The organism is Candidatus Nitrospira bockiana (genome assembly GCF_965152565.1).
On record NZ_OZ224215.1, the window covers coordinates 838,390 to 850,457 of the forward strand.

General features: G+C 58.8%; 14 protein-coding genes. 7 read left to right on the forward strand and 7 right to left on the reverse strand.

Annotated features, from left to right (window positions below):
* Positions 1–337 precede the first annotated feature (337 nt).
* A complete protein-coding gene (locus ACWHYV_RS04290) occupies positions 338–661 on the forward strand; it encodes a hypothetical protein (protein ID WP_447979422.1) in 324 nt (107 codons plus the stop codon).
* A 26-nt stretch (positions 662–687) separates the two neighbouring features.
* Here the strand turns inward: ACWHYV_RS04290 and ACWHYV_RS04295 are convergent, their stop codons facing one another.
* Positions 688–1,683, reverse strand: a complete 996-nt coding sequence (locus tag ACWHYV_RS04295; protein WP_447979423.1) for a hypothetical protein — start codon at positions 1,681–1,683, stop codon at positions 688–690.
* Between the two features lie 33 nt (positions 1,684–1,716).
* Positions 1,717–2,247, reverse strand: coding sequence for a DUF421 domain-containing protein (locus ACWHYV_RS04300; protein ID WP_447979424.1), 531 nt, complete (start codon positions 2,245–2,247; stop codon positions 1,717–1,719).
* 222 nt (positions 2,248–2,469) lie between these two features.
* Here ACWHYV_RS04300 and ACWHYV_RS04305 point away from each other — a divergent pair, with 222 nt between their 5' ends.
* Positions 2,470–3,057, forward strand: coding sequence for a DUF4142 domain-containing protein (locus ACWHYV_RS04305; protein ID WP_447979425.1), 588 nt, complete (start codon positions 2,470–2,472; stop codon positions 3,055–3,057).
* A 68-nt stretch (positions 3,058–3,125) separates the two neighbouring features.
* On the opposite strand, the gene ACWHYV_RS04310 is transcribed toward ACWHYV_RS04305, so the two are convergent.
* The 3 genes from ACWHYV_RS04310 to ACWHYV_RS04320 form a co-directional block, all read right to left on the reverse strand.
* Positions 3,126–3,674, reverse strand: coding sequence for a hemerythrin domain-containing protein (locus tag ACWHYV_RS04310; RefSeq protein ID WP_447979426.1), 549 nt, complete (start codon positions 3,672–3,674; stop codon positions 3,126–3,128).
* Positions 3,675–3,971: 297 nt separating this feature from the next.
* The gene (locus ACWHYV_RS04315) at positions 3,972–4,370 is read right to left on the reverse strand and encodes a hypothetical protein (RefSeq protein ID WP_447979427.1); all 399 of its coding nucleotides are present in this window, start codon (positions 4,368–4,370) and stop codon (positions 3,972–3,974) included.
* A 34-nt stretch (positions 4,371–4,404) separates the two neighbouring features.
* Entirely contained in the window at positions 4,405–4,614 is a 210-nt protein-coding gene (locus tag ACWHYV_RS04320) for a DUF2795 domain-containing protein (protein ID WP_447979428.1), read from the reverse strand.
* Between the two features lie 390 nt (positions 4,615–5,004).
* Between ACWHYV_RS04320 and ACWHYV_RS04325 the strand changes: the two genes are divergently transcribed.
* Positions 5,005–5,256 carry an RNA recognition motif domain-containing protein gene (locus ACWHYV_RS04325; RefSeq protein ID WP_447979429.1) on the forward strand — a complete coding sequence of 84 codons (252 nt, stop codon included), beginning with the start codon at positions 5,005–5,007 and terminating at the stop codon, positions 5,254–5,256.
* Between the two features lie 273 nt (positions 5,257–5,529).
* On the opposite strand, the gene ACWHYV_RS04330 is transcribed toward ACWHYV_RS04325, so the two are convergent.
* Positions 5,530–7,521: an LEPR-XLL domain-containing protein gene (locus ACWHYV_RS04330; protein WP_447979430.1), complete on the reverse strand. Its 1,992-nt coding sequence runs from the start codon at positions 7,519–7,521 to the stop codon at positions 5,530–5,532.
* Positions 7,522–7,865: 344 nt separating this feature from the next.
* Entirely contained in the window at positions 7,866–8,477 is a 612-nt protein-coding gene (locus ACWHYV_RS04335) for a response regulator transcription factor (protein ID WP_447979431.1), read from the reverse strand.
* A 489-nt stretch (positions 8,478–8,966) separates the two neighbouring features.
* Here ACWHYV_RS04335 and ACWHYV_RS04340 point away from each other — a divergent pair, with 489 nt between their 5' ends.
* The 4 genes from ACWHYV_RS04340 to ACWHYV_RS04355 all read left to right on the forward strand — a co-directional run bounded on the left by ACWHYV_RS04340 (position 8,967) and on the right by ACWHYV_RS04355 (position 12,067).
* Complete coding sequence (locus ACWHYV_RS04340; protein WP_447979432.1) at positions 8,967–9,347, forward strand: PilZ domain-containing protein; 381 nt, start codon at positions 8,967–8,969, stop codon at positions 9,345–9,347.
* Between the two features lie 182 nt (positions 9,348–9,529).
* On the forward strand, positions 9,530–10,228 hold the full coding sequence (locus tag ACWHYV_RS04345) for a polysaccharide biosynthesis/export family protein (protein ID WP_447979433.1): 699 nt from the start codon (positions 9,530–9,532) through the stop codon (positions 10,226–10,228).
* Positions 10,225–10,824 (forward strand): polysaccharide biosynthesis/export family protein, encoded by a 600-nt coding sequence (locus ACWHYV_RS04350; protein ID WP_447979434.1) that lies wholly within the window; start codon positions 10,225–10,227, stop codon positions 10,822–10,824. The genes ACWHYV_RS04345 and ACWHYV_RS04350 overlap by 4 nt, the downstream gene beginning before the upstream one ends.
* Positions 10,825–10,831: 7 nt before the next feature.
* The gene (locus ACWHYV_RS04355; protein ID WP_447979435.1) at positions 10,832–12,067 is read left to right on the forward strand and encodes an outer membrane beta-barrel protein; all 1,236 of its coding nucleotides are present in this window, start codon (positions 10,832–10,834) and stop codon (positions 12,065–12,067) included.
* Position 12,068 lies beyond the last annotated feature (1 nt).

Below are 12,068 nucleotides of genomic sequence, written 5' to 3' on the forward strand. Positions count from 1 at the left end.
TCAGGTTAAGGGTTCGGATCTCGGAAGGGGCCACAACCTGCCAGTCTGCCCCTTAGCCTCAACCTTAACCTCAACATGTACTCAGATACTGCGTTCGTTGTAACGCGGCCGCGAAGCATCAGCCATCGGTGCGTGGCGAGGGCGACTGTAGAAAGAATCGCGGCTGCTGCATCGGTAGTGCCCGGACGGCGTGGAGGCGTGAAGACAAGGTGCTCCGCGGGACGCCCAGCCTGTTCGCTCGGCCGAGCGAGCACATATCGGAACACCGCGACGAAGTGCCGTTCGTCCCTGGTCCTCCTTTTGCTATTGTCAGCCGCAAACTACAAAGGAGTCTCCCGTGACAATGAACGCGATCGCGCTGTTCCTCGCGTTGGTGCTTCAGGGCAATCCGACCTGCGCGCTACAGCCGACGACCGAGACGTTTCAGGCGGATGGCAGCGTGTTCCAAATCGACTACTATGACTGCTATTGGCGCGGCAGCGGAGAGGCGTCCCATCAGTTCGTCGTCTGGTCGCTGGTGTGTCCGGGCTACGTCGGTCCCCCGGTCCTGCTGAAGGAGCGGAATCTCCGGAAGGGCTGGGCGATGAATCAGTTCGGCGAGTTCTACCCGGCGACGGTCAACATCGACATGATGGAGGTGTATCACCCGCACTGCGAATGAAAGGGCGACACCGGCTGTCAGGCCGCTCACTCGACGATGGCTTCCTGGATGAGCACCTCGCGGATCAACTGCTCCAGGTCTTCGTGCATCAAGTTGATAGAGGCTTGAAGCGTTTCGAGCATGGCGGCGCGGGCCCGGAAGTCCTGGATCTCGTAGATCCCTCCGTCACCGAAGAGCAGGGCCGCGCGTCGCGCCTGTAAGTCGCTCCCCGCAGGGCCGAGGCGGCGTTCGTCCTGCCAGCGGGCAATGATTTCCTGCCGGAGCGTTTGGCCGGTGCCCGGACCCGTACGGGTTCGGTTGAGATAGCGCCAGACGGAGCGGGGGAAGATCTTCGTGTCGTTCGGCCCCTCCCAAATCTCACGGAGCAGGTTGCGTGGATGGCGGAAGGCTTGTTCCGTCTCTTGGAACAAGGCACTGGCACCGAAGAGTGTGCCGAACGCCCCACCGACGATCGAGGCGATCTCCCCCGCGGCCGTCTCACCGGCGGCCAGGGCGAGGCCGCCGGCGAGAATGTTCGCCAATCCTCCGAAGATGACGCCGGCCAGCGTGTGATATTTGACCCGTGAGGCCTGCGCCTCTTCCAAGCGATCCGCAATCCAATCGGCCCGTTCCTGCTCGCATCCCGCTTCCGCCGCTGTGCTGGACACTTCCAGGTTCGCCAGGAGGATCCGTCCCAGCAGTTGTTGTTTGGCCTTCAGCAGGGCGACCTCGCCTTCCAGCGTCCCGGGGGTACCTTGCCGGGTGGCGATGTACGAGATGAGGGGGAGGGCGTCGATGATCTCGGCGATTTCCATCGAGCGGGGAGAGAGCGTAGTCGGCGCCTGCTCGATGGGCGGGGCCTCCCGCCGTGTGGAAGGCCCGGACAGCTCACTGAGGGAGACGGCGCGGAGCTCGGTGGAATGCGGGATGCAGCGGCGGTCGAAGCGGCTGGAAGGCGGACCGGACAACCTTGGCAAGTCGGCGCAACCGACCGCGAGGAGACAGCTCAAGAAAGCGGCGCCGAGCAGGGGCGATCCCGTCACCTGCACCATCCCCGTTCATCACACATCGGAGAGCTAGACGCCCCGCCGGGATGGCGCGTGATTCTGGTCTTTGTCCGCCACCACGCTGATCCGTCCATCCCCTTCCATGCTGGCCTCCTTCACCTTGCGCGGGTCTTCGATGCCCTGCTGCCGGAGCTGGCTGCGCAGCTCCTCTTCCGTCAGCAACTCCTTGGCCATGTTGTGATGGAGCAACCGCCCGCGTTCGATCAGGCGAAGCGGCGGCGGGTGAACGAAGTGCTCGAAGGCCGGGAAGCGATACCCGAGCCAATCCAGGGCATAGCTCCAGAAGACGATCGTCGCCACGAGGATGAGACCGTCGGTGATCGAGCGGTAGTCCGCACCCATGGCGTTCTGCGCCGCATCGGCGATGAGGACGACGACCAGTAAATCGGCGATGCCGACGATGCCCGCCTGTCGCTTGAGCACCAGGCGGAGCAGCATGAAGATGCCGAGGTAGACGATGGACCCGCGGAGAACGATTTCGAGGAGCGGGGTGTCGGGAATGAACAGCCGTGACCAGTCAAGTTGAGGAGTAAGCATCATCGTTCAGCTAAGCAAACTCGGCACCGGCTTGACAGTCGGCGCGGCTCCTACAGGCGTCACGGGATCACCGCTCCCTGCAGCAGCGTTGAAGACAAGGCTGATACCGGTCCGGCGGAGATGAGCACACCTGCATCGACGCGCGTCCGATTCCGCTGGTCAGCCGGGTGGAATACCATCAAGAGAAGCGGCCCTGGAAGGGCCGTCGAGCACCAAAGGAGGAAGATGATGAAAGCCGGGTATTTGGCCGGATGCGTGGTCACAGTGGTCCTCTCTGCAGCCGGCCTGCTCGCTCTGCAGGGCTGTGCCGAAGAACCCAAGCGGACGGCCGAATCGCCTAAGACTACGATACGGGCGTCTGCACCGCACCTGTCGGATGCCAACATCCTGTCGCTGCTCGCGCTGGCGAATAAGAGCGATATCGAAGGCGGGCGACTGGCGCAAGAAAAGGCGACGAGCCCCGATGTCAAGGCATTCGCAAGCCGAATGGTCGGGGATCATGCCGCCCTGCTCGAGCAAGGCACGGAACTCTCCGAAAGGTTGGGGCTGGTGCCCGTGCAGCCGGAAATCGGGCACAAGCTGGTGTTGGAGCACAATCGGGCCATGGAAACGCTGAAGCACCAATCCGGGAGCGAGTTCGACCGGATGTATATCGAGCACGAAGTCGGCATGCACCGGAAAGTCCTCGACCTCGTCGAGCAGGCGAAACGCACAGCCGACGAGCCCCGGCTGAAGCAGCACTTGGAGCAAGTAGAGCCGCTGCTGCACGAGCACTTAAGTAGGGGGATAAGTAGGGGTAAAGGGATAGAGTGATATGGGGTAGGTGTTCCAGCCTATCCCATACCCCCTACCCCATACCCCTACCCCATACCCCCATTCCGCTAGGCTGCCTTGCGTTTCCGGGGCCGTCCGTTCTGGGCTTTCTTCTTCTTGGTTCCGCCGCCGGCTTTTCCCGTCAGTTGCTCTTTTTTGGCCATGGCCTTCTGCCCGAGGTCCTCGAAGTCCAGGTCCAGCTCTTCGGCCTGTGGGAGAATTTGGCTTTCCTCCTCCTCGATGTGGTGCCGGACGCTCTCGGCCAGCACCTTGAACTTCGCCTGGTAGCGCTCGTCCTTGGGCTCCATCTTGCGCAGTTCCTTGATCAGCAGCGTGGCCACATGATGCTCTTCGAGCGCCATGTCCATGATCTCCTCATCGTCGATCTCTTGCCGGATGGCCGGGTAGATCAACCCTTCTTCGAGCTTCGTGTGAATCTCCAGATCCTCGAGCGCCTGCTCGGCGATGCGTTGGCGCGATCGCTTGTCTGCTTGCTCGAACTCCTCGAACAGTTCCTGAACCTTGCGATGGTCCTCTCGGAGCAGGTCCAAGGCACTGATCGCCTCCATCTCGTTCTCACCACGTTCTTGCTCCTGTCGCTGGTCGTCGCGCGCCATGCGTTCCTCCTTGAGTGGTTGCGGTCAAAGCTCGTATGGAGGCGGTGCAAGACTGAGACCAATGAGGTGCACGCTCTTCACAGAGTGGGGTGAACGCGGCGTCCTAAGGGATTGCGCTTTGTCCACAAATCCCGTTCACCCTGTCACGACGGAAGAGATCGGGACAACGCGGCGCAACGATGATTGCGGCCGGTCGCACAATGCGCAGGCGGGCGCATCTTGTCCTGAGTGTGGTCGGGGAAGAGCGGCAAGAAAGGCGAGACCGGGAGACCAGATCGTCTCCCGGTCTCGGCAACGTCAGCGGAGGTCCTGGTGGGTCGAAGACGGCATTTGAACCTGCGGCGGCTTGGGGAACTCGTCGATCTTGGCAATCGCCTGCACGTCGCCCGTCGAGTCGACCTGCGCCGTCACCTTGTCCCCGACCTTGGGGAGCTCGCGCATATTGCTTTCCGGCGTCACCTTGATGTGCACCTCGCGGCCGTTGAGATCGCGGATCCAGTACGATTCCTCGATCTTCAGCACCTCCCCCATGATGTTGGTGCAGGGGGAAAAGGACGTGCACTTCGAGCTTTGCGGGAACACGGGCCCCGGGGTCGAGGGCGTCACGACGGCCGCCGGGTCTTTCTGTTCGGCGAGCGAGAGCCCCGGAATGGCGATCGCAGCGGCCAAGGCCGTCATCGTCAGCGTTCTGTTCATCATATCCTCCTTCAATCCATTGGTCTCGAGGCGATCAGCGAAGTTTGCCGATCTCCTCGGACACGTCGTTTGGGCTGTTGTAGCGCTCAGCACGCATTTCGTTGAGCGCGTTCAGCACGTTTTCATCGGCGCCCTTTTCACGGGCCGTCTTGATCAACGTCGCCTTGTCGGTGGGGTAGTCGATGCCCCCCAAGAACTTCTGGATCTGGATTGGATTGGGAATGGCTTTCTCCGCGTGTGCCATGACAACACCTCCTTCTTGCTGCCTCACGTTGACTCTATCGACGGCCGCCGCCGACGCCTATCAGCCGTGAATTGAACGAGGTGTAAGGATTTTCCGGCAGACGGGGGAAAGCATGACGAGGCGGTCGTCTCAGGCAAGGACGGTGATGAAGCCAGGAGAGACAGAGCCGCGAAACCGAGCAGGATGGGCCGAAACGCCGAGGCGGGAGCAGTCGAGCCGATAAAGAGTCGACCCCTATGACCTTCGATAGGTGGGTACGTCTTTCGAGTAGTTGTGGGCCATGGGGAAACTGGGTACAAGGCTGAAATGAGACGGCTCGAGCCTGGAAGGCGAAAAGCCCCGAGACCGATGAAGCCAAGTCATAGTGATCAAGATGAGGTCACCGATCCCATGTTGCGCGTCGGTAACCTGCCGGCGACGGTGACACCCGAGGATCTCCGGCACTTATTCGAGCGCTATGGGTTGGTCGTCACGGCAGAGATCGCTCGGGACGAAAAGGGGCACTCATTGGGGTATGGGTTCGTCCAAATGGCGCTTCCCCAATCAGCCAAGAATGCGATTCAGAAGCTGGATGGCGCCTGCTGCTTTGGCCCACCGTTATCCGTCAAGAGCACGGCGTGGTGCCGGGGCACGCTCCTGTGAAACCGAGCAGCAGCCAAGGCGTCCGTTGTGGCAGACCCGCAGGATGTTCAAAAAGGCTATCCAGCGCGGCCGCAGCGAGGCGCACGGCGTCACGAATAAGTGACGCCACGCATGTGCGCGCCGGCGAGATGGTGAGCCGGCAGTGTCTTGACCGAGGCGTTTCCTTTTCACCCTCCCACCCCGAGTTGCCAAGACAGCTCTCTCCCCGTGGTGCGGTACGTTGAGGTCCTGAGCGACGCGAGAACAAAGCTGGGGGACTTTTTCAACATCCTGTTAATACAGAGTCTCCGCTTCCCCCCTCCAGCGCACATAATCAAAACTCCACATATAGTTCTGATTGAACTGCTTCACCCCCGTCAGATAGGCATATTTGACGCCGCCTTCGAAGACCTGATCCCCGCGATCGCGGTACGTCCCATCGCCCGTCTGCTTGTAGAGCCAGGCGTAAGCCGGGGCGATCAGGAGGTTCAGATCCGGAGCCGGGCCGGTTCCGCCGTGCGCGGTGACCCGGTCGGTATACATAAAGGCCTGACTGCTGGGGACCCATGTGCGTGCCCATAGCCCATCGAGCGCAGTCTTGATGGCCTGGGGAATACGAGCATCAGGAGCGGCTTCATAGGCCTGGATCAGGGCCTGCATGGTGAGCCCCACCATAAACGGTCTCATGTATGGCGCGGTCTTGGACACGAACCATTGGTCCAGGTGTCCCAAGGCCTGATCGATCAGCCCGGCCGTTCGGGTACGAGGGGTCGCACCAACGGCTTCCGCGTCGAGATGAGCCATGAGGGCATAGGCGACCTCTCGGCTGAGCTCCGAGGAGGTCGACCAAGACAAGGAAGAGGAGTCCTTGGCGTAGTCGGCTTTTTGAGACAGGAGGATGATCGCTTGTTTTGACTGCGCATCCCCGGTCTGTTCGTAATCAAGACGCAGGCCTCGCGTGAAGTTCCAGTAGCCCGGGACGGCCCCGCCTTCTTCCAGGACATAGGCGTCCCGATAAAACGTCTCGGCAAGCCGCGCCGTACTCAGCCAGCTTGAATCCCCGGTATAGCGTGCGATCTGGTAGTAGACCCGTTCTGCGTCATAGTACGTGGAACCCAAACTGGATTCTGTCTTTGGGTTGTAGCCGCGCATGGTGTCCGCGTGCCGCTTCCCGTATTCGAGCATGTGGGTCTTCCACAGCCCGAGTGTGGCATTCCAATGAGTAGTAGTGGCCGAAGTACTGCTGGTAGTAGTGGCCGAAATACTGCTGACCGACTTGTTGGCGGTGGAAGTCGTCGCAGGGGCATCGGAGTTGCCGGCCGTACTCACGGAGTTACTAGCCGTACTGGTACTCGTTGCCGGTGCCGCTGTGTCAAATCGTGGGTCGCCTGCCGTCTTGACGGAGATGGCGTCGATCCATGCCGTCTCGGGTAGCTTGGGCGCAATGATCTGGCTGTCGGTGCTGAGCGAGCCATTGATCCAAATCATGCCGATTGCGCCTGCCTTCTCCGCCGTACCGGCTGATTGGCCGAGTGAGGCATCGGGACCGGCAACGATCAGCGATTTCGACACGGAGCCGCCCACGTAGAGAACACGAAGCGAGCCAGCCTCAGTGGCGGCGTCGGCTGCCGGAACGGAAGCGTCGCCCAGTGCTTGAGAGGACCCGACGAGGATGCGGGCGTCATGGAGATCGTTCAGAATACCGACAGTACGGATGGACGGGGCGATAATCGTCCCTCCATCGACTGCCCCCACTGTCAATGACCCCAGTGCTCCCTTCGCCAAGACAAGATCCTGTACCCGTGTGGTCGTCCCGACGAGGGAGCCGAGCGAATCCTCGAGAATAATGCTGTTCAAGACCACCCGGTTGTCGCCCCCGGTGGTCGTGATCGTCAGCCTCGAACTGCTGTCCGTGCCCTCGACATGGACATTCCAACCTTCTGAAGTCTCCTCCACTCGTCCGACTCCAGGGCCGGTGAGGGCAAAGGTGATCGCGGTCATGTCGGAATCACGAAGGGTCAGGTCTGAGGAGGATCCCCCTGAAACAGCCCCAAAGGAGCCGAGAACAATGCCGTTCGTCGACACCGGCGCTTGCTCTGTCTGGCTCTCGAGGAGTGTCACGGGCGACTGCTGAACGGGGGCCTCGAAGGAGGAAGGCTGAATGTCGAACGAGGCGTTCAGGAGCACTCTGGGCTCCAGCGCCTCGAGGGTAAAACCGCAATGATCGGCTGGAACAGTCCCTTTGTTCAGATCACCAACATCCTTCCACCTGGTGTGTTCCCGCATTCCGTACTCCATGCTATGCAGTGCGACCACGCGAGTAGGCGAGGTGACCGCGTTTCTAATTGGTATTGGAATCGAAGAGCTAGGACAAAGGCGGGGCTGAGAGTAGTGAAACCTAGCAAAAAGATCAATTCAACCAAGCACCTAAGAAAGTTGGCGTACTGGACGGGAGAGCGGGGTCTGATCAGAAGGGCGGTGAGCCTGCTTCCTTCCAGTGGCCCTTGCAATGACTTCCTGCGACGATGAGAAGATCGGGAAGGTCTGTAGTGTCCGGTGGGAAGCCAGGAGATGAGAGGGAAGACATCGGTAATGCGGGCTGGACAGCCCGCATTACCCGAACGAATGGCTCATCTGAGGACCTGGGCGACGATGCCGGTCCGCGTTGAGCACTTGGTCTTTTCCATTATATGCTTGATGTGCGCTTTGACGGTGGGTTCGGTGATGCCGAGCTGTGCCGCGATTTCCTTGTTCGTGAGGCCCTTCGCGAGATTCTGCACGACCGTTTGCTCCCGATCGGTCAACTGAAACCGCTCCTTCATCTGCTGGGCGACTTTCTCCCGACGGCCCATCAATTCCATCACGATGAGGACCCGGGCGTGTTGGGCGGGGTCCACCCCTGGAAGGCCGAACCCACGCAAGAGAACCGGGCGTTTGGGGTCGCCGGACAGGCGCCGCACTTCCAACTGTTCCCAATCCTTGGATCCGAGTTGCGCGCGGAGGAGGTTTTGAATTTCGGAGCAGATTTCAGTGACGGCGTTGGGGAGGAGCCCACCAGCTCGAACGGCCTGAACTTCGTTGATCTGTTTGATCAACTCCCAGCCCCGGCGGTTCATGTGAAGCAGTTTGTTATCGGTGGAGAGGATCAGAATTCCTGGCCCGCCTCTGAGGTCGGCGGGCCCCTGCAGGTCATGTGAGAATTCTGATTTGTCCATCAAGCTGTCGTGCCCCGCGCTTTTCATGACTTGCTCCTTGTTACCCCTATGACCATTCATCTACTAAATGATGCTTGGTGAACCGCAAGGATAACGACTCATCATGCGGTTTGCAATCAGACTAATGTCGAAGCCGCCGGCGAGCTACGTCCACCCCTTTCCCTACAACCTCGATGCCATAAGGATCAGCCCCCATTCCTCCTGATGAAACAGTGGGTTAAAGATCCTAAGGAGGAACGATCAAGACCGAATCAGGGTGGAGTCGTTGTCTCATCTCTGTCTCATCGCTGACACTGAGACAGGCCCCATACAGGAAGCGATGGGAAAAGATCCTTGTCAAATCCGGTGCTTCTTTCGTAGGGGGTTAGTGTCTACTTCTGACGGATTGCTGCCGTGATGAGCAAGGAGTAATTTTCACCGGCATCACAACGTGATCGGTCGGCTGATCCAGCGCGCAAACGTTGACACGGCCCTGACAGATGCTAGGCTAATTTGACTTCATGAGGAGGGCGCGACGTGGAATTCTTTACGACGGGAGGGGAGATCATGGCGGCATCTGATTGGGACTGGCCGACGACACCGAGCCAGCAAAAGCACAGCGAACGGGTGACCATGATCCGCCCCATCCAATATGAAAGCACCAGCCCCATCGATCCCGACCTCTTCGAATCCAACTTCAGTAGCCGTCGGGGAAAAGCCCTCACCATCAATATCAGCTCCGGCGGCATGCTGCTCGTCATGGACCACGCTCCTGAGCCGTTGCAGTTATTGAAGGTTCATGTTCCCGTGCCGATCCACATGACCCATATCCCAACGTTGGCTGAGGTGGCGTGGACGCGTCCTGTCCCCATGGGTCCGCACGACCTGCACTTTGTCGGCCTCAAGTTTGTGCTGTAGCAATCATCGCCTTCATCAGAACCAGACTCTAAGAGCAACAAGACTTCACATGACAGTTCGGTGTGGAGAACAGCGATTAGGATGTTCCAAAGGTCGCCAATGATACGGCCCGCCCCAACCGCGCTAAGACACGCCCCTTCCCGGCCGTATGCCTTTTTCAACATCCTGATAGGAGGCGGAAGATGAAGCGCCCAGGCATTTGGACCCTCGCGGCCTGTCTGATCCTACCCCTGCTGGCGCAACCCGCCTTCGCACAGCAGATGGCCGCGAGCAGCACACCCCCTGCCAAGCCGGCTGTGACGGCTGCATCGACGGCCGGATCGACGACCGGTGTGCCATCGACGGAAAAGTCCTCGCTGATCGTGACAAAGGATTACATCATCGGCCCCGAGGACGTGCTGGAGATCACGGTGTGGCGAAATCAGGATCTTTCGAAGGTGGTCGCGGTTAGGCCGGACGGCAGGATCTCGATGCCGCTCATCGGCGATGTCAATGCAGTCGGAAGAACGCCCTCCCAACTCACCGAAGACATTGCCGCGAAGCTCAAGGACTACAAGGAGAATCCCTCCGTCGCCATCGTGGTGAAGGAGGTGAACAGCTACGCCATCTTCGTCCTGGGCGAAGTGCAGCGGCCAGGCAAATATGCCTTGAAGAGCAAAACGACGCTGCTCCAGGGCATCACGATCGCCGGCGGGTTCACCCCCACGGCCGCCCGCAACAAGATCGTCGTCTTTCGATTCGGTGAAAACGGCTCCGGGGATGAACGGATGAAAGCCAGTTACGACGACATCGTCCTGCGGGATGGCCATCGTCAGAACATCGAACTGAAGCCGGGCGATACCATCGTCGTTCCGGCTGAAACAATGGTGTTGATGCCATGAAATTGATGTGGTGCTTGGTCTCTGTCCTGATCCTGACGGTAACGACCGGCTGTGTGAACCGCCATAAGGACCTCGCAAAAGATACCGCTCCCCAGTCGAACGAATTCCTCCTTGGGCCGGAAGATGTGTTGGACGTCACCGTGTGGCGCAATCAGGACCTCTCGCGCCAGGTGGTGGTGCGTCCGGATGGCATGATCAGCATGCCGCTGATCGGCGACGTGCAGGCAAGCGGCTTCACGGCCAACCAGCTCGCGGCTCGGATTGCCGACCGGTTGAAGGAATACAAAGAGAACCCGTCGGTGACCGTGTCGGTCAAAGAGGTGAACAGCTACAGCATCTACGTCTTGGGTGAAGTGACGAAGCCGGGGAAATATCAACTGAAGGCAAATACCAGCGTCCTGCAAGCCATCGCCCTCGCCGGGGGATTTACCCTCTTCGCATCGAAAAACAAAATGCAGGTGGTAACGACGATGCCGAACGGCGACGGCCGCACCCACGAGATGCGCATCCCCGTCCGCTACGACGATCTGTTATCCGGAAAGGGGGAGCGAGGCAACTTCATCCTGAAGGCAGGAGACATCGTTGTGGTGCCATAAGGGCAGTGTGCTCGGATTCCGGCCTCACTGCCCTTGGTGGTTCCTCTTCGGTGCGTTGGTCTTGATTGCAATGCGTGTCACGCCAGTTCAAGCCGAGCAGTCGGAAACCCGATTCATCCCGTCACTGTCCGTTACGGAGAGGTACGACAGTAATGTATTTTTTGTGCCAGGAGCCAATCTTGAGGACTTTGTAACAACGGTCGCTCCTCTCCTGGAAGTTGAACACCGGGGCAGGCTTATCGATGGAAGAATAAGGGCAGGAGTAACTAGTCAGACGTATGCTAAGAATACCGGGCTCAACTTCGTCGCAGCAAACGGGGCAATTGATCTCAATTTTGATCAGGCGATCAGCCAAGTGATCCGAGGAATGAAGCTCGAAGTCACAGACGCTTTCCGCTTCACGCCCGAGCCTCCTTCCTTCCTCACACCGCAGACAGGTCAAGGAGTCGTCCCCGACGCGTTTATACGAGGAATACAGGCATCACGAGCTAATTCTTTTACCAATATTGGAACAGCTGCAGCAGCATATCCTCTGACAGCAGTTACAACGCTTCAGGGTCAGTATCAACATAGACTAATTCGTTTTGGGACCGCTTTTGCCAGTCCAGAGTTCGGGGGATTTTTCGACACAACATTTCAAACCCTAACACTTGGTCCTCAGTTCCAGGTTTCTGGGAGAGACACCCTTAGCCTCAACTATCAGTACCAGCAAATGGACTTCAAGACTGCTGCGAGCAGTAGCGGCTTCACCACAAATGGTGGCTTGATCGCTTGGCAACGATTGGTAACACCGACTCTTACTGCTGATATGTCAGCGGGGCTAACCATTGTAGGGGGGGCAAGTGCAGGAAACAGTGTGCAATACCTCGCTAATCTTGGTTTGGATTGGAAGCTAGAGGAATATCGAATTCATGCTCAATACTCTCGGACGGTGTTTCCTAGCTTTTTCATCCAAGGAGTGCCCCTTCTTAGCCAGGTCCTCGCGCTTTCTATTTCTCATAGCTTTACTCAAAGAGTTGTCGGGTCGGCACGCGCTGCATATGCTTTAAATGAATCTGTTCCGTCTGGGCTTATATCGTATGAATCCTATACTGTTAGTGCCACCGTCAATTATATGATTACCCGAAACGTTTCAGTCTCTGGGTCTGCCAGTCACAGTGAGTACACAAACAAGTTTCTAGGCCAACAATACGAATTTGACAGGAACATGGTTAGCCTCACTTTGACAGGGACATGGAACTAAT